The sequence below is a fragment of the Ruegeria sp. BB10 genome (assembly GCF_056535725.1).
Map to the genome: position 1 here is coordinate 3,002,745 of NZ_JBQFIW010000001.1, position 17,666 is coordinate 3,020,410.

The 17,666-nt window shown below is 59.0% G+C and carries 22 protein-coding genes; 17 read left to right on the plus strand and 5 right to left on the minus strand.

Annotated elements, in window-relative coordinates:
* Positions 1-2 precede the first annotated feature (2 nt).
* The 5 genes from lptC to ACR3EP_RS15455 all read left to right on the plus strand — a co-directional run bounded on the left by lptC (position 3) and on the right by ACR3EP_RS15455 (position 3,179).
* Positions 3-584, plus strand: a complete 582-nt coding sequence (lptC, locus tag ACR3EP_RS15435; RefSeq protein WP_217356075.1) for an LPS export ABC transporter periplasmic protein LptC — start codon at positions 3-5, stop codon at positions 582-584.
* 3 nt (positions 585-587) lie between these two features.
* A complete protein-coding gene (locus ACR3EP_RS15440) occupies positions 588-1,079 on the plus strand; it encodes an LptA/OstA family protein (protein WP_413247494.1) in 492 nt (163 codons plus the stop codon).
* A complete protein-coding gene (lptB, locus tag ACR3EP_RS15445) occupies positions 1,079-1,837 on the plus strand; it encodes an LPS export ABC transporter ATP-binding protein (RefSeq protein WP_170351899.1) in 759 nt (252 codons plus the stop codon). The genes ACR3EP_RS15440 and lptB overlap by 1 nt, the downstream gene beginning before the upstream one ends.
* Positions 1,838-2,089: 252 nt before the next feature.
* Positions 2,090-2,653 (plus strand): ribosome hibernation-promoting factor, HPF/YfiA family, encoded by a 564-nt coding sequence (hpf, locus tag ACR3EP_RS15450; protein ID WP_170351900.1) that lies wholly within the window; start codon positions 2,090-2,092, stop codon positions 2,651-2,653.
* Positions 2,654-2,714: 61 nt separating this feature from the next.
* Positions 2,715-3,179 (plus strand): PTS sugar transporter subunit IIA, encoded by a 465-nt coding sequence (locus ACR3EP_RS15455; protein ID WP_170351901.1) that lies wholly within the window; start codon positions 2,715-2,717, stop codon positions 3,177-3,179.
* 67 nt (positions 3,180-3,246) lie between these two features.
* Here the strand turns inward: ACR3EP_RS15455 and dalA are convergent, their stop codons facing one another.
* Positions 3,247-3,762 (minus strand): divisome-associated lipoprotein DalA, encoded by a 516-nt coding sequence (gene dalA / locus ACR3EP_RS15460; protein ID WP_170361893.1) that lies wholly within the window; start codon positions 3,760-3,762, stop codon positions 3,247-3,249.
* A gap of 169 nt (positions 3,763-3,931) precedes the next feature.
* On the opposite strand from dalA, the gene ACR3EP_RS15465 reads away from it, so the two are divergent.
* Positions 3,932-4,531, plus strand: coding sequence for a L,D-transpeptidase (locus tag ACR3EP_RS15465; protein ID WP_170351903.1), 600 nt, complete (start codon positions 3,932-3,934; stop codon positions 4,529-4,531).
* Between the two features lie 139 nt (positions 4,532-4,670).
* Positions 4,671-4,853 carry a hypothetical protein gene (locus ACR3EP_RS15470; protein ID WP_010442520.1) on the plus strand — a complete coding sequence of 61 codons (183 nt, stop codon included), beginning with the start codon at positions 4,671-4,673 and terminating at the stop codon, positions 4,851-4,853.
* Between the two features lie 76 nt (positions 4,854-4,929).
* Here the strand turns inward: ACR3EP_RS15470 and hemH are convergent, their stop codons facing one another.
* Both hemH and ACR3EP_RS15480 read right to left on the minus strand, forming a co-directional pair.
* On the minus strand, positions 4,930-5,979 hold the full coding sequence (gene hemH, locus ACR3EP_RS15475; protein ID WP_480638580.1) for a ferrochelatase: 1,050 nt from the start codon (positions 5,977-5,979) through the stop codon (positions 4,930-4,932).
* A gap of 57 nt (positions 5,980-6,036) precedes the next feature.
* Positions 6,037-6,867 (minus strand): methyltransferase domain-containing protein, encoded by an 831-nt coding sequence (locus ACR3EP_RS15480; RefSeq protein ID WP_480638581.1) that lies wholly within the window; start codon positions 6,865-6,867, stop codon positions 6,037-6,039.
* On the opposite strand from ACR3EP_RS15480, the gene ACR3EP_RS15485 reads away from it, so the two are divergent.
* Genes ACR3EP_RS15485 through ACR3EP_RS15500 form a run of 4 tightly spaced genes read left to right on the plus strand, consistent with a single transcriptional unit; the run spans position 6,848 to position 9,192 of the window.
* A complete protein-coding gene (locus tag ACR3EP_RS15485) occupies positions 6,848-7,612 on the plus strand; it encodes a ComF family protein (RefSeq protein WP_226689707.1) in 765 nt (254 codons plus the stop codon). The genes ACR3EP_RS15480 and ACR3EP_RS15485 overlap by 20 nt on opposite strands.
* 37 nt (positions 7,613-7,649) lie before the next feature.
* A complete protein-coding gene (gene grxC, locus ACR3EP_RS15490; RefSeq protein ID WP_480638582.1) occupies positions 7,650-7,907 on the plus strand; it encodes a glutaredoxin 3 in 258 nt (85 codons plus the stop codon).
* Entirely contained in the window at positions 7,907-8,737 is an 831-nt protein-coding gene (locus tag ACR3EP_RS15495) for a carbon-nitrogen hydrolase family protein (protein WP_480638583.1), read from the plus strand. The genes grxC and ACR3EP_RS15495 overlap by 1 nt, the downstream gene beginning before the upstream one ends.
* Positions 8,738-8,751: 14 nt before the next feature.
* A complete protein-coding gene (locus tag ACR3EP_RS15500) occupies positions 8,752-9,192 on the plus strand; it encodes a MarR family winged helix-turn-helix transcriptional regulator (protein WP_170351908.1) in 441 nt (146 codons plus the stop codon).
* 1 nt (position 9,193) lies between these two features.
* Here ACR3EP_RS15500 and ACR3EP_RS15505 read toward each other — a convergent pair whose 3' ends face one another.
* Entirely contained in the window at positions 9,194-9,499 is a 306-nt protein-coding gene (locus ACR3EP_RS15505) for a YciI family protein (protein ID WP_170361897.1), read from the minus strand.
* Positions 9,500-9,508: 9 nt separating this feature from the next.
* On the minus strand, positions 9,509-10,255 hold the full coding sequence (gene ubiG / locus ACR3EP_RS15510; RefSeq protein WP_170351910.1) for a bifunctional 2-polyprenyl-6-hydroxyphenol methylase/3-demethylubiquinol 3-O-methyltransferase UbiG: 747 nt from the start codon (positions 10,253-10,255) through the stop codon (positions 9,509-9,511).
* 48 nt (positions 10,256-10,303) lie between these two features.
* Here ubiG and pip point away from each other — a divergent pair, with 48 nt between their 5' ends.
* The 6 genes from pip to infB all read left to right on the plus strand — a co-directional run bounded on the left by pip (position 10,304) and on the right by infB (position 17,591).
* Positions 10,304-11,281, plus strand: coding sequence for a prolyl aminopeptidase (gene pip / locus ACR3EP_RS15515; RefSeq protein ID WP_170351911.1), 978 nt, complete (start codon positions 10,304-10,306; stop codon positions 11,279-11,281).
* Positions 11,278-12,099: an ABC transporter substrate-binding protein gene (locus ACR3EP_RS15520; protein WP_480638584.1), complete on the plus strand. Its 822-nt coding sequence runs from the start codon at positions 11,278-11,280 to the stop codon at positions 12,097-12,099. The genes pip and ACR3EP_RS15520 overlap by 4 nt, the downstream gene beginning before the upstream one ends.
* 159 nt (positions 12,100-12,258) lie before the next feature.
* A complete protein-coding gene (gene rimP, locus ACR3EP_RS15525) occupies positions 12,259-12,849 on the plus strand; it encodes a ribosome maturation factor RimP (RefSeq protein WP_480638585.1) in 591 nt (196 codons plus the stop codon).
* Positions 12,849-14,462: a transcription termination factor NusA gene (gene nusA / locus ACR3EP_RS15530; RefSeq protein WP_170351914.1), complete on the plus strand. Its 1,614-nt coding sequence runs from the start codon at positions 12,849-12,851 to the stop codon at positions 14,460-14,462. Before rimP ends, nusA begins: the two co-directional genes overlap by 1 nt.
* Positions 14,463-14,484: 22 nt before the next feature.
* On the plus strand, positions 14,485-15,108 hold the full coding sequence (locus ACR3EP_RS15535) for an RNA-binding protein (protein ID WP_480638586.1): 624 nt from the start codon (positions 14,485-14,487) through the stop codon (positions 15,106-15,108).
* Between the two features lie 8 nt (positions 15,109-15,116).
* On the plus strand, positions 15,117-17,591 hold the full coding sequence (infB, locus tag ACR3EP_RS15540) for a translation initiation factor IF-2 (protein ID WP_170379264.1): 2,475 nt from the start codon (positions 15,117-15,119) through the stop codon (positions 17,589-17,591).
* Positions 17,592-17,666 lie beyond the last annotated feature (75 nt).

Consider the following 17,666-nt stretch of genomic DNA (forward strand, 5'->3'; position numbering starts at 1 on the left):
GCATGGTTCAGTTTTTTAAGGTGGTGCTGCCTTTGGTGGCCATCTTGATGCTGTCCACTGTGTTCTTGCTGTCGCGCAGCATCGAAACCAATGTGTCCGTGCCCTTTTCCCAACAGGATATCGACGAACGGTTGGCCGATCAGGTGGTGACGCAGCCAAACTACCGCGGCACCACGCGCAAGGGCGAAGAGGTCCAGATCCAAGCGACCCGCGCCACGCAAGGCACCGAAGCTTCCACCCCGACAGCGGCCGAGTTCCGGGGCCGCCTGGGCCTTTCGGGCGGCGGCGTTATCACGTTGGATTCCAACTCTGGCATGATCCGCCCCGACAAAAACACCGCAACCTTTATTGGCGATGTGGTCATAACCTCGACCGATGGCACCGAGATCACAACCGATCTGCTGAACACCGCGCTGGATGAAATTCGCGGTGATGCGCCGGGTGAGGTGCATGGCACCGGGATTATCGGCAACATTTCTGCAGGTGGCATGACCTTTGGAACGGAAAAAAAGGACGGACCGGTCCATATTATTTTTACAGACGGCGTGAAGCTGATATACGAGCCTGAAAAAGCAGAAAGATAACCTGTGTTCGATTTTCGATTTGTTCCACTTTGCCTTGTACTGACACTTGGTGCTTTTTCTGCGGCGGCGCAGGAGACTCAGGTTGCGTTTGGCGCGGTCAAGGCTGACCCTTCGCTGCCGGTCGAGGTGACCTCGGAAACCCTCAACGTCAATCAAGAAAACGGCTCGGCCGAATTTGTGGGCAATGTGATCGTCATTCAGGGGGAAATGCGCCTGACCGCTGAACGGGTGCTGGTTCTGTATAATGAGGATCGCTCGGGTATCGAGCGGATGGAAGCGACCGAAGATGTGGTTCTGGTCAGCCCGCCCGACGCGGCCGAGGGTGACTGGGCTGAATACACCATTGATTCAGGTGTGATCGTGATGAAGGGCAATGTGCTGCTAACGCAGGGGCCCAGCACCATCAGCGGCGATCAGATGAATGCTGATCTGACCACTGGCACGGCAACGATGACAGGCAATGTCAAAACCATCCTGCAGCAGGGCAATAATTGATGGCGCGGCCTGAACTGACCGTGGCCGAGGGGCAATCCGGCCTCAGAATAGAAAAGCTGCGGAAATCCTATAGCAAAAAGACCGTGATCCGCGATGTGTCGATGACGCTTGACCGGTCCGAGGTTGTGGCGCTGCTGGGTCCGAACGGGTCGGGCAAAACCACCACGTTCTACTCGGTTGCCGGGCTGGTCTTCCCTGAGGCGGGTACGGTTACGATCGACGGGCAGACCGTAACGACCTTGCCGATGTACCGCCGCGCGCGTTTGGGCATCGGATATCTGCCGCAAGAGATGTCGATCTTCCGCGGCATGAGCGTCGAGGACAACATCGCCTCGGTTCTGGATATCACCGTCCGCCATGCCCATCGCCGCAAAGAGCGGCTGGAAGAGCTGCTATCGGATTTTTCGATTGAACACCTACGCCGGGCACCCGCGCTGGCCTTGTCGGGCGGTGAACGCCGCCGGGTTGAAATTGCGCGCTGTCTGGCGGCCGACCCGAAATACCTGCTGTTGGATGAACCTTTTGCGGGTGTCGATCCGATCAGCGTGGGCGATATCCGCCACCTGGTCGCTGATCTGAAAAAACGCGGTATCGGGGTTCTGATCACCGACCATAACGTGCGGGAAACGTTGGAGATTGTGGATCGCGCCTATATCCTGCATGACGGTCAGGTGCTGATGTCTGGCACCCCGGACGAAGTGGTCGAAAATGAGAACGTCCGGCGCGTTTATCTGGGTGAAAATTTCCGTATATCATAGGCTTGCGCAGAAATGCGCCGACTGCATGGCGGAAATCACGTATATACACGTCTGTTTTGATTGACTCTCCCGCCGTCTCTTGCCTCAATTGGGTCATGGCATTTCTTCGGTTTCCGTCTGGATCACGATGCCCCTTCCTGGAAGGGCAAATGGCGCGGCTACTGCAGGATATGCCTTTTTCCCCCACCCGATAAAAACACGTGCGTCGCGTAACGTGACGTAAGAATGGGTGTGAATTGTGAAGGAGATCACATGCGTTACCAAATCAGCGGAAAACAGATCGACATCGGCGCGGCGCTGCAAACTCACGTGCAGACCGAACTGGGCGAGGTTGTGGGCAAATATGCCCAGCGTCCGACAGATGCCAACGTCGTCTTTTCCCGTTCAGCGCATGAATATGTATGCGAAACCACCGTACATCTTTCTACGGGGCTGACGGCGCAGGCCAAAGCTCATGCAACTGAAATCTATGCGGCGTTCGAAGGTTGCTGCGACAAGATGGAAACACAGCTGCGCCGATATAAGCGGCGTTTGAAGGATCACCACAAGGATCGGTCTGAGCCTGTTGAACTCTTTGGGGCGTCGTCCTATATCCTCGCCTCTGACGAATCTGACTCGGCAGCCGAACCCGAATCTCTGCAGCCGATGATCGTGGCTGAGATGGAAACCAAGATCCCATCGCTGAGTGTTGGTGAAGCCGTCATGCAGATGGAACTGGCCGGCGCCCCGGTGCTGGTGTTCCGGAATGAAAACAAGGACGGATTGAACGTCGTTTATCGTCGGGAGGACGGTAATATCGGCTGGATCGATCCGTAACAGGCAAGAATAGCAAAGGCAGGCCCCTGCAAATGCGGGGGCATCGCCATGGAGCGTAATCATGGAGCTTTCGAGCATATTGAAGCCCGAAGCAGTTCGCGTACTGTCCGCCGCTTCCAGCAAGAAGCGGTTGTTTCAGGAAATTGCGGATGTGGCTGAGGCAGCGTTGGGCCTTGATGCCCAGATTGTTGTCGAAGGGCTGCTGGAACGGGAAAGCCTGGGGCCGACTGGTGTGGGTCATGGTGTGGCTTTGCCGCATGCCCGTATGGCTGAATTGGAAAACGTTTCAGGCGTGTTTGTCATGTTGGAAAAACCGATCGATTTTGGATCGGTTGACCGCCAGCCGGTCGATATCGCCTTTGCCCTGTTCGCCCCAGAAGAGGCCGGGGTGGATCATCTGAAAGCACTGGCGTTGGTGTCCCGCACCCTGCGTGACACCTCGGTCTGCGCCAAGTTGCGGGCCAACCCGGACCCGGTCAAGTTGTATGCGATTTTGACCGAAGCGCAGTCTATGCAAGCGGCCTAAGCCTCTGAGGATATGAAAAAAGCCCCCGGTTTTCCGGGGGCTTTTTCGTTTTCGGATGGGGTTGCGGTTAACCGCCAGCGCCCATTTCCAGCGTCCACCAGATTTTCCCGCCACCTTCCTGATGCCATGCAAAACCCATCTGCGTGGCCTTGGGGTCCAGAATCACCGAGCGCGGACCAGGTTCCTGCATCCAGGCGGCCAGCGTTTCGGTTTCGGTTTCATAGGTCTCGGAAATTGCTTCACCCAGGAACGTGCCAAAATAGCCCACGCGCTGGGCGCGGTCGATTGGCGATGATCCGTCCGACCCAAAATGCCATGGGCGGTTTTGCCGTGCCATGTCCTTGGCGTGGGTGGCGGCCGCGGCATTAAGCTGCGAATTCAGCTGCACTGACTGCAAGCCCTGCGCCTGACGCAGTGCGTTGACCGAATCAAGCATGCGGAACTGCAGTTTTTCGGGATTGCCCCGGATTTTGTAGACGGTCGGCAGCGGCCGGCCATCCGATCCATATGTCGGGGTGCTGCTGGGTGTACATGCGGCCAGCGCAATAAAGCAGGCAAACAGTAGTGAAATAATACGCGTCATGATCGACCTGATGATTGTGTTAATCTACGGCATAGCGTGACAGACCGTCTTGAGCAAACGCACAATGGACCCATTCTGCGTGATTCTGCCGGTTTGATTTGCGACTGAAGCATTCTGGCAATAGAATACGACAGATTTTCAGACTGGCCTTAGCAAAGGACCGCCCCTCATGGTCAAGAAACACATTCATGTAGCTTCCCGTCGCGGATTCCTGGCCGGGGCTTCAGCCCTGCTGGCCTCACCTGCGATTGCGCAATACATTCCCGGCGACCCGCTGCGCCCCGCACCCGAGGCGGAACCCAATGTGCGGCGAAATATCTCGGGCTTTCGTGCGTTGGATTGGCAACCCTATTTCTCGAACACAAATAACGGGGCCATTCTGGTCGATACCGTCTCGCGCGCGTTACATTACTGGTCCGACGACCAGCGGGTGTATAAACTTTACCCCTCGTCCGTACCTCTGACCGAGGAGCTGACGCGCCGTGGTCGTACAAGTGTGATCCGCAAAGTCGAGGGTCCGAGCTGGTCACCCACGCCTTCGATGAAAAAGCGCAACCCCGAATGGCCGGATTATATCCCGCCGGGTCCTGATAACCCATTGGGAACGCACGCTTTGTATCTAAGTTGGAAGTATTATCGCATCCACGGAACACATGACACGCGCAAAATCGGCCGCCGTTCGTCGAATGGTTGCATCGGATTGTTCAACGAGGATATCGCGGAATTGTTTTCAATGGCGAAGGTCGGCACGCAAGTGTTGCTAATTTGACGACATTTTCGCGCACGAACCCGCTTGCGGCGCAAGTTGCAATTGCATTCCAGTCGGATAGCTGGTTAGAAAAAAACACGAGGTAAGTCTTGGGTGTGCGGTTTCACTATTCGGAACCGTGCAAATTCTGGAGGTTAATATGAAGAAACTCGTTCTCGCCGCTGCACTGACTGCTGCTGCTTCGACCGCTTATGCCGGTAACCTGGAAGAGCCGGTTGTTGAAGCACCGGTTGTTGTAGAGGAAACTCAAGGTTCGTCGCAGGGAATCATCCTGCCGCTGATCCTGCTGGTCGTAGTTGCCGCAGCTGTTGCAGCAAGCTAATTTGACGAGCGCCATCTAGAGAAAAGGCGGTGGAGCGATCCACCGCCTTTTTTCATGCCTGATTGATGGGTGCTGCTTAGTCCAGCCAACCCTTCAGATTGTCTTCGATCACCTTGCCCAATGCCGCGATGTGCGAATCATCATCGTTGAGGCAGGGGATATAGGTAAAGGTTTCACCGCCCGCCTCTTCGAAGCTTTCCTTGATTTCTTCGTTGATCTCTTCCAGCGTTTCGATGCAATCGGCGGAAAACGCCGGTGCGATCACGGCAATGTTTTTCTTGCCCTGCCGCGCCAGCTCGGCCACGTGGTCGACCGTATACGGCTTCAACCATTCCTCAGGCCCGAATCGCGATTGGAAGGTTGAAACAAGCTGATCGTCCGACCAATCCAGCCGTTCCTTGAGCAAGCGCGAGGTTTTTGCGCATTGGCAGTGGTATGGATCGCCCTGCTGCAAATACCGTTCCGGCATCCCGTGATAGGAGCAAACCAATATATCCGGCTTGGTCTCCATCGCTGCATAGGCCTGTTCCACCGACCCGGCCAGAGCGTCGATATAGGCGGGTTCATCGAAATAGGCAGGTACGGTGCGGGCGGCTGGTTGCCAGGCTTCATCCATCAGCGCGCGGAAGAACTGATCATTGGCGGTGGCCGTCGTCGCGCCCGCATATTGCGGATATAGCGGGAAGAACAGGATGCGGTCGCAGCCCGCCGCCACCATTTCGCGCACTTTCGATTTGGTCGACGGGTTGCCGTAGCGCATGCAGAAATCGACCAGCACCTGATCGCCATAACGCGCCTGCATCGCATCACGCAGCTTGGCGGTCTGGTCCTTGGTGATCGTCATCAGCGGACTTTCGCCCTTGTCGTGGTTCCAGATCGATTTGTACGCTTCGCCCGAGCTAAACGGGCGTTTGGTCAGGATGATTCCCTGCAGGATCGGTTGCCATTTCCATTTGGGATAGTCGATAACGCGCTGATCCGACAGAAACTCGTTCAGATACCGGCGCATCGGCCAATAGCTATAGTCGTCCGGTGTGCCAAGATTGGCCAGCAGGATGCCGACGCGGCCCATTTTGACCTTGGGGTGGTCCGCAGGGGCATGATCGGGGCGAGTGGCGTCAAACATTTCGAGCTTCCTGAGAGTTCTCTGTATCTGGCTGAGATAACCGGAAATCTCCGGTCGTCAATTGGACAGTTTGCCTTCTTTCGTTCCCAGCGCCTCGGCCAAGCGCGCCTGCGCTGATCCCGGACGCAATGGTTTTTGCTGGCTGTCATCGGGTGACCAGCCGGTCAGGCAAATCAATTCATAAGTGGACGACAAACGCCCCTGCGGTGTCGGGAAGTGATCGGCGTAAATCTGCTGCGCCCGGGCAAAGACCTGCCGCTGTGTGGCGTGTTTCATGCGTCCGGACAGGCTGTTGGTCTCTCCCATCGCGCGCAGATCATGCATCAGATGGGTCAAGTCGCGGTATTCCGCCGTCAGACGAGCGGTATCGGCGACCGGCAGCGCAAGCCCCGCGCGGTGTAGTAACCCGCCCAGATCGCGCAGCTCGGCCATCGGGGCGATACGGGGGCTGAGGCCACCTGTGACCTCGATCTCGGCCTGCCCAAGGGCGGCGCGTAACTCGTGCAGGGTTTCACCGCCGAGACACACCACCAGCAGCAAGCCGTCGGGCTGCAGGGCGCGGTGACATTGGATCAGCTGCCCCACCGGATCATTGGCCCAATGCAGCGCCATGGCGTGAATCACCAGATCATGCGCTCTGGGTGTTAGGTCCAGAACCTCGTCATCCGAAACGATCTGTGCTTCCGGCAAAACGTCCTGCCAGATATGCGCAAACGGCGTCACAATCGCCGGGGCCGTAAAGGTTTTATTAACCATGGAGAGCCGATCCTGCACCTCATCCACCGCGGCGCGATGCAAAAACAGCGCCTCGTCCCGCGCGCGGGCACGGTGTCGGATCAGGGCTGGGCGGTCGAACAGAGAGGGTGCGTTGGACTCAGGCAGTTTCATAGGGCGCAACTACCGCATATGGCAGCGGATTCAAACCGCTGTCGAGTTGATCTATCCACCGCGATGTCTGGGATGTGGTGAATTGACCGAAGCGGATTTCGGCCTGTGCGGCGCTTGCTGGCGCGACACGCCTTTCATTGGCGGAGTGGTATGCGAAAGCTGCGGGGTGCCCTTGCCGGGCGAGGTGGATGGTCACCGGATCGAATGCGATGACTGCATGAAAACGGCCCGCCCCTGGCAGGATGGTCGGGCTGCGCTGATGTACGATGGCAAGGCGCGCGCCTTGATTCTGGCCTTGAAACACGGCGACAGACCTGAGCTGGCAAAGCCAGCAGCTCGGTGGATGGCGCAAGCCGGGCGGGATCTATTTCGCGACAACATGCTGATCGCGCCTGTGCCCCTGCACTGGTCCCGTTTGATCAAGCGACGGTACAACCAGTCGGCATTGCTAGCCCAGCATCTGGGGCGGGAAACGGGAATTGAAGTGTGCCCGGACCTGTTGCACCGACGGGCACGAACGCCAGTTCTGGACGGGAAAACCGCTGCTCAGCGGGCGGAAACCCTGGCCGGTGCGATCTCGGCGCATCCCAGGCAGGGGTCGCGCATTAAAGGACGGGATATCTTGCTGGTCGATGATGTCATGACCTCTGGTGCGACTCTGACAGCCTGTGCGCGTGCCTGCCATGCAGCGGGTGCAAATCATATTTTCGTGTTGGTACTGGCACGCGTTGCCAAGGATGCCTAATTCGCGGAAGATCACGCGAAACCCAAAGGGACGGAATATGAAACCGGTTGAAATCTACACCTCGCCGCTTTGCGGTTTTTGCCATGCAGCCAAACGACTGCTGAAACAGAAAGGCGTCGAATTCAAAGAGATCGACGTGCTGATGCACCCCAAGCACAAGCCAGAGATGATCAAACGCGCAGGAGGCAAACGCACCGTGCCGCAGATTTTCATCGGGACGCAGCATGTGGGCGGCTGCGATGACCTGTACGAACTGGACCGTCAGGGCAAGCTGGATCGTCTTTTGGCGGCCTGATGAAATCCGCGCTGCTGCAAATCACTTCGTCGGATAACCCGACCGAAAATCTGGAAATGGTGCGCGCCATGATGGCCGAGGCCGCAGGTCAGGGCGCGCGGTTCCTTCTGACGCCCGAGGTGACGAACTGTGTGTCCACCAGCACAACCCGACAGCGCGACGTTCTGCAGCATGAAGAAGACGACCAAACGCTGGCGGGTCTGCGTGAACAGGCCGCAGCGCTGGGCGTCTGGCTGCTGATTGGGTCTTTGGCCATCAAAACCCACGATGCCGATGGGCGTTTTGCCAACCGTTCCTTTTTGATAGACCCGCAAGGGCAGATCGTGGCGCGGTATGACAAGATTCACATGTTTGACGTGCAGGTCTCGGAATCTGAGACCTTCCGCGAATCCAAAAACTATCGCCCTGGCGATAAGGCGGTGCTGGCCAAAACCGATTTCGGCACGGTTGGTCTGAGCATCTGTTATGACATCCGTTTCCCACATCTCTATGCCGCTTTGGCGCAGGCGGGGGCGCAAATTCTGACCATTCCGGCAGCGTTTTCGCCGGTCACCGGCGCGGCCCATTGGGAATCACTGCTGCGGGCGCGGGCGATTGAAACCGGCTGTTGGGTGCTGGCCCCGGCACAGACCGGAGAGCATCCGAAAACCCGCGGCAGAACGCGCCAAACCTACGGTCACAGCATGGTTGTGGCCCCGTGGGGAGAGGTCGTTGTCGACGCAGGGGGCGATCCAGGCATTCACTTTTTCGATTTGGATGATAGTTCTGTGTCAGAGGCGCGCCGTCGGGTGCCCTCGTTGACTCACGTGCGGCCTTTCGACGGGCCCTGATCCAGAACCGGACCATGACTGACGAACATAATGCCCTTGCGGTCACGCTGTTCAGCGAGATCCTGACCGCCGATCAACTATTGCGCAACCGGCTGAGCCGGGTGCTGCCCAAGGGCATGGAAATTTCGCATTTCTCGGTGCTGAACCATCTGGTGTTTGTCGGGGATGAGCGCAGCCCAGCGCAGCTGGCCAATACGTTCCACGTGACCCGAGGGGCGATGACCAACACCTTGGCCAAGCTGGAATGGGCTGGTTACATCCACATCCGCCCCGACTGGGACGACGCCCGCCGCAAGATGGTCGCGATCAGTCCCGCCGGACGTCGCGCGCGCGATCAGGCGATTTCGTCGATTGCGCCGCTGATCAACCGCGTGGTCGGAGAGCTGGGGCTGGAGCGTGTCCGCAGCACGCTGCCGGTGCTGCGGGATTTGAGAATCCGACTCGAAGACGAGTGAGTCAGGCTTTCAAAGCGGGATGCAGGTTGGACGCCCGGAACTCGGTCACGCGAAATTTGGCAACCTTTTCTTGTGCGAACGGGTCATGTTCCAGATACTTCTCAGCCTCCTCCCGGCTGTCGGCGGTCATCACGATCAGACCTCCACTGCGTGGAACCTTTGGCCCGGACATCAGGAACCGGCCATCTTTATATGACGCGTGTACAAAATCCATATGCGAGTCGATTACGGGTTCCACCTGATTCATTGGTACAATGTATTCGATGTCTACGACGAACAGGCTGCAACCTTCGGGGATTACTGACATAAAAAGTCCTTACTCTGGGCGAATGCTGGCTGTGACGTAATTGACGCTCAGATCCCGGTCCGAGATCGACCAACTCCAAAGAATCGGGTTGAATACAAACCCCTTGCGGTCCACCGGCTCCAGCCCGGCTTGGCGCAGCAGGTCGAACAGCTCATCGGGGGTGATGAACTTGTTCCACTCATGCGTACCCCGCGGCAGCCAGCGCATGACGACCTCGGCCCCGACGATCGCCATAGCATACGATTTCGGGTTGCGGTTGATGGTGGAACAAATCTCCAACCCGCCGGGTTTCAGCAATTGCCGCGTTGCGGTCAGATAGGACAGCGGATCGGCCACGTGCTCGACCACTTCCATGTTCAGCACCACATCAAATTGCTCGCCCGCCTCGGCCAACGCCTCGGCGGTGGTGTGGCGATAGTCGATGTCCAGCCCGGACTGTTCCGCGTGGATGCGCGCAACGGGCAGGTTGCCCTCGGCGGCGTCGGCGCCCACGACCTCGGCCCCAAGGCGCGCCATCGGTTCGCTCAGCAGCCCTCCGCCGCAGCCGATATCCAGCAAACGCAGGCCCTGAAACGGATTCGGCGCGGTCAAATCCCGGTCAAATTCGCCCGCGATCTGCTGTGTGATATAATCCAGACGGCACGGATTCATCATGTGCAGCGGTTTGAATTTCCCGTGAGGATCCCACCATTCTGCGGCCATCGCTTCGAATTTTGCGATCTCGGATGGATCCACAGTGTTCGGATGCGCTTGCATTCCTGTCTCCGTATGCTCTTTTACGTTTAAGGACTATATAGGGCCATAATGGACAAGTACCCGGACCAAAAGCGCGCAGTGCAATATCTGTACCCGCCGATCGACCCGTTCGATCAGCGCATGGTGGATATGGGCGAAGGGCATCGCATTTATATGGAACAATGCGGCAATCCAAAGGGGATACCGGTTGTGGTGCTGCATGGCGGGCCGGGCGGCGGCTGCAGCCCGGCGATGCGCCGTTATTTCGATCCCAGCGTCTATAGGGTGATTCTATTCGATCAGCGCGGCTGTGGCCGATCGCGGCCCCATGCGTCGGTGACCGACAATACGACATGGCATCTGGTGGCCGATATCGAACGGTTGCGCACCCTGCTGGATATCGAGGATTGGGCTGTGTTTGGCGGCAGCTGGGGCGCGACTCTGGCGCTGATCTATGCACAAGCGCACCCGGATCGCGTGAACCGTCTGGTGCTGCGCGGCGTGTTCCTGGCCACACAGGCCGAGCTTGATTGGTTCTATGGCGGCGGCGCAGGCAAGTTCTGGCCCGAGCAATGGGCGAAATTCACCGCTCTGCTGACCGAGGCTGAGCTGACCGACACGATCGCTGCTTATAACAAACGCCTGTTTTCGGGGGATCGGGCCACGGAAATCCTGTATGGGCGGGCCTGGTCCGCGTGGGAGAACGCGCTGGCTTCAATTCATGCCCAAGGTGGGACGGGGGAAAGCCCTGGCGAATACGCGCGGGCCTTTGCGCGGCTTGAGAATCACTATTTCATCAATAGCGCCTTCCTTGAGAAGGACGGTCAGATTCTGGACCAGATGGACAAGATCGCTCATATCCCCGGCCATATCGTGCAGGGTCGCTATGACATGATCTGCCCACCACAGGCCGCGTGGAATCTGGCCGAACGCTGGCCCAATGCCGAACTGAAGATGGTCCGCAACGCAGGCCACGCCCTGTCTGAACCCGGTATCAGCGCCGAGCTGGTCCGGATCATGGATCGCGTGGCCGAGGGGGTGGTATGACCCGGATTGACCGTCGTGCTCTGTTTGCCTCGGGTGCTGCCGCAGCTTTGCTGGCGGCCACGGGGGCGTCGCTGGCGGATACGCCTAAGGCCGGTGGTGCACTGCGGCTGGCTGTGCCACGCGATGACAGCTTGGAACAGGTGGCCCGTGGGGCGGTGTTTGATAATCTGACCGAAATTGCCCCAGATGGCACCTTGCGCGGTGAGCTTGCGACGGGTTGGCATACGGACGCGGATGCGCGGGTCTGGCAGTTCGATCTGCGCAAGGGTGTTACCTTTCACGATGGCGTGCCGCTGGACGTTGCGGATGTGATGGCAGTTCTGGGCAATGTTGGGCGGGTCGAAGCCGTATCGCCCAATCAGGTGCAGCTTGAACTGGCTGAGGCAAATCCGGGCCTGCCGTTCCTGCTAGCCGATAGCCGCTTTGTCATCACCCGCAACGGGCAAGGCGTGACGCCTTTACACGCGGCCAATGGCACCGGATGCTACCGCGTGGAACGCGCCGAGGATGATCGTCATTTCCTGGGCCGCAAGGTGGTCGGGCACTATAAGGACGGCAAGGCCGGGTGGGTCGAGACGTTCGAAATCATTGTCATCCCCGACGCCCGTGTCCGGGACGAGGCGTTACGCGACGGGTTCGTCGACGTGGCGGCGCTGCCCTCAGGCGGCGAGTTGAAAGGCCAGCGCGGGCTGCGTTTTCACCCAAGCAAATCGGATATGGCACTGGCCGTGGCCCCACATGTGGGAATGCCGCGCCAGATCGGGGCGGGCCGCGCACTGGACGATGGCCGCATCGCCGAACGGTGGTGGATGGCGTAAATCCGATCACGTCTTGCACCGGGGGTTGCAGATTCGGGAAACCCTGCGTATATGCAGTTGCAACAGCGGCGTGTCGGGCTTCGGTCCGGGGCTCCACCGGAAATTTCGACGGGCCGCGCGCCCGTTTTTTTGTGCCCGTATGACAGGGTAGAGCACCTGATGACAAACGACCTGATAGCCAAAGCGGCGATTGATCGGCGGCTGGCCGAGATCATCACCCCCGTGATCGAAGATCTGGGGTATGAGCTGGTCCGCATCCGCCTGATGAGTGGCAAGACCACCACGATGCAAATCATGGCCGACAAGCCTGATGGTGGCATCGAAGTGGATGATTGCGCCGAAATCTCGAACGCGGTCAGCGCCACGCTGGATGTCGAAGATCCGATTCTTGACGCCTATACGCTTGAGGTTTCAAGCCCGGGCATTGATCGTCCTCTGACCCGTCTCAAGGATTTTGAGATGTTCGAGGGGTATGAGGCCAAGATCGAGACCGTCGAGCTGATCGATGGCCGCCGCCGGTTCAAGGGTGAGCTGGCTGGGATCGAAGGGGATGAGGTTCTGATCAACATCCCCGAAGGGTCCGAGACAATCACCATTGGTCTGCAATTCGACTGGCTAAGCGATGCCAAGCTGGTTTTGACCGATGACCTGATCAAGGAAATGTTGCGCCAGCGCAAGGACGCCGGTGCCCTGAACGAAAACGCTTTCGACGAGATTGAGACCGAAGGGTCCGAAGAGGAGACGAACTGATGGCAATCACCTCAGCCAACCAGCTGGAGCTGCTGCAGACCGCCGAGGCCGTGGCCCGCGAAAAGATGATCGACCCAGGTCTGGTTGTCGAAGCGATGGAAGAATCGCTCGCCCGTGCCGCCAAGAGCCGTTACGGCGCCGAGATGGATATCCGTGTCAGCATCGATCGCAAGACCGGCAAAGCAACCTTTACTCGCGTTCGCACCGTGGTCGAGGATGAAGAGCTTGAGAACTACCAGGCCGAGATGACCGTCGAGCAGGCCAAGCAGTACATGGAAGCGCCCGAGGTCGGCGACGTCTTCGTCGAAGAGGTTCCCCCGGTTGAAATGGGCCGGATTGCTGCTCAGTCCGCCAAGCAGGTCATCCTGCAAAAGGTTCGCGAAGCTGAGCGCGACCGTCAGTACGAAGAATTCAAGGATCGCGCAGGCACCATCATCAACGGTGCCGTCAAGCGCGAAGAATTTGGCAATGTCATCGTCGATCTGGGCGGTGCCGAGGCCGTTCTGCGCCGCAATGACAAGATCGGCCGCGAAAGCTATCGCCCGAATGACCGCGTGCGTGCCTATATCAAGGAAGTGCGCCGCGAGGTTCGTGGCCACCAGATCTTCCTGTCGCGCACTGCGCCGGAATTCATGGCCGAGCTGTTCAAGATGGAAGTGCCGGAAATCTATGACGGCATCATCGAGGTCAAGGCCGTGGCCCGTGACCCCGGCTCCCGCGCCAAGATCGCCGTGATCTCGTATGACGGTTCGATTGATCCCGTTGGTGCCTGCGTTGGTATGCGCGGTAGCCGCGTGCAGGCCGTTGTGAACGAGCTGCAAGGCGAAAAGATCGACATCATCCCGTGGAACGAAGACCAGCCGACCTTCCTGGTGAACGCGCTGCAGCCCGCAGAGGTTTCCAAGGTGGTTCTGGACGAAGAGGCCGGCAAGATCGAAGTTGTTGTGCCTGAGGAACAGCTGAGCCTCGCAATCGGTCGCCGCGGTCAGAACGTGCGTCTGGCCAGCCAACTGACAAATTTGGATATCGACATCATGACCGAGGCCGAAGAATCGGCGCGTCGTCAGAAAGAGTTCGAAGCCCGAACCCAACTGTTCATGGAAAGCCTGGATCTGGACGAATTCTTTGCACAGCTGCTGGTGTCCGAAGGCTTCACCAACCTCGAAGAGGTCGCCTATGTCGAGCTGGAAGAGCTGCTGGTCATTGACGGCGTCGACGAAGGCACTGCGCAGGAGCTGCAAACCCGCGCACGCGAATTCCTGGAAGCCCAGGCTAAGGCAGCGCTGGACGCAGCCCGTGCCTTGGGTGCCGAGGACAGCCTTATTGAATTCGAAGGCCTGACACCCCAGATGGTGGAAGCGCTGGCAAAGGACGACGTGAAAACGCTTGAGGATTTTGCCACCTGCGCCGATTGGGAACTGGCCGGCGGCTGGACCACGGTCGATGGTGAGCGAATCAAGGATGACGGTGTGCTTGAGCCTTTCGGCGTTACGCTGGAAGAAGCACAGGATCTGGTCATGACCGCACGTATCATGCTGGGCTGGGTCGATCCCGCCGAGCTGGAACAAGCCGAAGAAGATGGCGAAGCGGTAGACGAGGAGGCCGAGGCCTGATCTCAGGCCTCGGGGTGCGCGCATGGGTCGCAGTGGCGTCCATAAGGATCGGTCCGAAGGACCTGAACGCAAGTGCATCGCCACGGGCGACATTCAACCTAAATATGGGTTGATACGCTTTGTGGCGGGGCCGGACGGACAGGTCTATCCGGATGTTGCGGCGAAATTGCCGGGTCGCGGAGTCTATGTGGCGGCGGATCGCGCTGCACTGGACAAGGCCGTTGGCAAGAAGCTGTTCGCCCGCGGGTTCAAAGCGCAAGTCAGCGTGCCACAGGATTTGACCGATGAGGTCGAAAAACAGGTTTCGCGCCGGGTGATCGAGCTGTTGAGCCTGGCGCGCAAGTCCGGTGACGCGGTCGCTGGGTACGAAAAGGTCAAGACATGGCTGGACCGGGAAGAGGCACAAGTGCTGATTCAGGCCAGCGATGGATCGGGGCGCGGCAAGTCGAAACTCAGCACGCCGCACTTTGGAAAATACATCGGTTGGCTGACCGCAGACGAGTTAGGACAGGCATTTGGGCGCCAAACCGTGATTCATGCGGCCATGGCCTCTGGTGGACTCGCCAAACGTGTTGTAGAGGAAGCGCAGCGCCTGCGTGGCTTGCGCGAAACGGATGACGGCGGCAGGGGCCGCGCGGAAGGGTAAAAAGCTTTATGAGCGAGAATGACGGCAAAAAGACATTGGGTCTTCGTGGTGGGGCACGCCCCGGAAATGTGAAACAGAGTTTCAGCCACGGACGCACCAAGAATGTCGTGGTGGAAACCAAACGCAAGCGCGTGGTGGTTCCCAAGCCGGGCGCCGGCAAACCGGGTGGCGGAGCAACGCCGTCGGGTGATCCGTCGCGTCGCCCTGCAGGTATCTCTGACGCGGAAATGGCGCGTCGGATGAAGGCACTGCAGGCCGCCAAGGCCCGCGAAGTCGAAGAGGCCGCAGCGCGTGAAGCCGCCGAAAAGGCGCGCGAGGAAGAACGCGCCCGTCGTCGTGCCGAGCAAGAAGCAAAAGAGCGCGAACAGCGCGAAGCTGAAGAGCGCGCCCGCGCCAAGGCCGAAGAGGAAGAGCGCAAGCGCAAAGAGGCGGCAGAATCCGCCAAACGTGCCGCTGCTGCCCCAGCTGCCGAAGAACCCAAAGCGGCGCGCGCACCGGCCAGCAAACCAGCCCCGGCCGCCACCCCGCGCAAGCAGGACCGTGAACGCGAACAGCGCGGTCGCGGCAAGGGCCGTGATGACAATCGTCGTTCCGGCAAGTTGACACTGGGTCAGGCCACCGGTGGCGAAGGTAGCCGTCAGCGCTCGATGGCGTCGATGAAGCGCAAGCAAGAGCGTGCGCGTCAAAAAGCCATGGGCGGCCCGGTCGAGCGGGAAAAGGTAATCCGCGACGTTCAACTGCCCGAGGCGATCACAGTATCCGAGCTGGCGAACCGTATGGCCGAGCGTGTGGCTGACGTGGTCAAGTCGCTGATGAACATGGGCATGATGGTCACGCAGAACCAAACCATCGATGCCGATACCGCCGAGTTGATCATCGAAGAGTTTGGCCACAAGGTCACGCGTGTTTCCGATTCGGATGTCGAAGACGTCATCAAAGAGGTCGAAGACAGCGAAGAAGATCTGCAGCCGCGTCCGCCGGTCATCACCATCATGGGTCACGTCGACCACGGTAAGACCTCGTTGCTGGATGCGATTCGCGATGCGCGCGTTGTTGCCGGTGAGGCCGGAGGCATCACCCAGCATATCGGTGCCTATCAGGTGAAAACCGATGGCGGCACTACGCTGACCTTCCTGGATACGCCGGGCCACGCGGCCTTTACCTCGATGCGTTCGCGCGGGGCTCAGGTCACGGATATCGTGGTGCTGGTTGTGGCTGCCGACGACGCGGTGATGCCGCAGACGATCGAAGCGATCAATCACGCCAAAGCGGCCGAAGTGCCGATGATCGTGGCGATCAACAAGGTCGACAAGCCGGATGCAAACCCGGACAAAGTGCGCACCGACCTGCTTCAGCACGAAGTGATCGTCGAGAAAATGTCGGGTGAGGTTCAGGACGTCGAAGTGTCCGCCATCACCGGACAGGGTCTGGACGAACTGCTGGAAGCCATCGCGCTGCAGGCCGAGATTCTGGAGCTGAAAGCCAACCCCGACCGCGCCGCCCAAGGTGCCGTGATCGAGGCGCAGCTGGATGTGGGCCGTGGCCCCGTGGCCACCGTTCTGGTTCAGAACGGCACGCTGCGTCAGGGCGATATCTTCGTTGTGGGTGAGCAATACGGTAAAGTCCGTGCGCTGATCAACGACAAGGGCGACCGCGTCAAAGAAGCTGGCCCCTCGGTCCCGGTCGAGGTTCTGGGTCTCAATGGCACGCCCGAGGCCGGTGACGTTCTGAACGTGACCGAGACCGAAGCACAGGCCCGTGAGATTGCCGCCTATCGTGAACAGGCCGCCAAGGATAAACGCGCCGCCGCTGGTGCCGCGACCACTCTTGAGCAGCTGATGCAGAAGGCCAAGGAAGACGAAAACGTCACCGAGCTGCCGATTCTGATGAAAGCGGACGTACAAGGTTCGGCCGAGGCCATCGTTCAGGCGATGGAAAAGATCGGCAACGAAGAAGTGCGTGTGCGCGTTCTGCACTCGGGCGTTGGCGCGATTACCGAAACCGATGTCGGCCTGGCCGAAGCGTCGGGTGCGCCGATCTTTGGGTTCAACGTGCGTGCCAATGCGTCGGCACGGAACACCGCGAACCAGAAAGGCGTGGAAATCCGCTACTACTCGGTGATCTACGATCTGGTCGACGACGTGAAAGCCGCCGCTTCGGGCCTGCTGAGCGCCGAAATCCGCGAGAAGTTCATCGGTTACGCCGAGATCCGCGAAGTCTTCAAAGTTACCGGTGTTGGCAAGGTCGCTGGCTGTCTGGTCACCGAAGGTGTGGCGCGTCGTTCCGCAGGCGTCCGTCTGCTGCGCGACAACGTGGTGATCCACGAAGGCACGCTGAAGACGCTGAAACGCTTCAAGGACGAAGTGTCCGAGGTTCAGTCGGGTCAGGAATGCGGTATGGCGTTCGAAAACTACGACGATATCCGCGCCGGCGATGTGATCGAAATCTTCGAGCGCGAAGAGGTCACCCGTACGCTGGATTGATCCTGCTTTGTATGGGAAATGAAAACAGCGGCTCAATTGGGCCGCTGTTTTTTGTGAAATACCACGAACCTAAAC

Excerpts from the sequence above, each read along its gene's own strand:
- grxC (WP_480638582.1), top strand. The coding sequence starts at position 7,650 with ATGAAACCGGTTGAAATCTACACCTCGCCGCTTTGCGGTTTTTGCCAT.
- ACR3EP_RS15465 (WP_170351903.1), top strand. The coding sequence starts at position 3,932 with ATGGTCAAGAAACACATTCATGTAGCTTCCCGTCGCGGATTCCTGGCC.
- infB (WP_170379264.1), top strand. The coding sequence starts at position 15,117 with ATGAGCGAGAATGACGGCAAAAAGACATTGGGTCTTCGTGGTGGGGCA.
- dalA (WP_170361893.1), bottom strand. The coding sequence starts at position 3,762 with ATGACGCGTATTATTTCACTACTGTTTGCCTGCTTTATTGCGCTGGCC.
- rimP (WP_480638585.1), top strand. The coding sequence starts at position 12,259 with ATGACAAACGACCTGATAGCCAAAGCGGCGATTGATCGGCGGCTGGCC.
- nusA (WP_170351914.1), top strand. The coding sequence starts at position 12,849 with ATGGCAATCACCTCAGCCAACCAGCTGGAGCTGCTGCAGACCGCCGAG.
- ACR3EP_RS15520 (WP_480638584.1), top strand. The coding sequence starts at position 11,278 with ATGACCCGGATTGACCGTCGTGCTCTGTTTGCCTCGGGTGCTGCCGCA.
- ACR3EP_RS15505 (WP_170361897.1), bottom strand. The coding sequence starts at position 9,499 with ATGTCAGTAATCCCCGAAGGTTGCAGCCTGTTCGTCGTAGACATCGAA.
- ACR3EP_RS15495 (WP_480638583.1), top strand. The coding sequence starts at position 7,907 with ATGAAATCCGCGCTGCTGCAAATCACTTCGTCGGATAACCCGACCGAA.
- ubiG (WP_170351910.1), bottom strand. The coding sequence starts at position 10,255 with ATGCAAGCGCATCCGAACACTGTGGATCCATCCGAGATCGCAAAATTC.
- hpf (WP_170351900.1), top strand. The coding sequence starts at position 2,090 with ATGCGTTACCAAATCAGCGGAAAACAGATCGACATCGGCGCGGCGCTG.
- ACR3EP_RS15480 (WP_480638581.1), bottom strand. The coding sequence starts at position 6,867 with ATGAAACTGCCTGAGTCCAACGCACCCTCTCTGTTCGACCGCCCAGCC.
- ACR3EP_RS15535 (WP_480638586.1), top strand. The coding sequence starts at position 14,485 with ATGGGTCGCAGTGGCGTCCATAAGGATCGGTCCGAAGGACCTGAACGC.
- lptC (WP_217356075.1), top strand. The coding sequence starts at position 3 with ATGGTTCAGTTTTTTAAGGTGGTGCTGCCTTTGGTGGCCATCTTGATG.
- ACR3EP_RS15455 (WP_170351901.1), top strand. The coding sequence starts at position 2,715 with ATGGAGCTTTCGAGCATATTGAAGCCCGAAGCAGTTCGCGTACTGTCC.
- ACR3EP_RS15470 (WP_010442520.1), top strand. The coding sequence starts at position 4,671 with ATGAAGAAACTCGTTCTCGCCGCTGCACTGACTGCTGCTGCTTCGACC.
- pip (WP_170351911.1), top strand. The coding sequence starts at position 10,304 with ATGGACAAGTACCCGGACCAAAAGCGCGCAGTGCAATATCTGTACCCG.
- ACR3EP_RS15500 (WP_170351908.1), top strand. The coding sequence starts at position 8,752 with ATGACTGACGAACATAATGCCCTTGCGGTCACGCTGTTCAGCGAGATC.
- lptB (WP_170351899.1), top strand. The coding sequence starts at position 1,079 with ATGGCGCGGCCTGAACTGACCGTGGCCGAGGGGCAATCCGGCCTCAGA.
- hemH (WP_480638580.1), bottom strand. The coding sequence starts at position 5,979 with ATGTTTGACGCCACTCGCCCCGATCATGCCCCTGCGGACCACCCCAAG.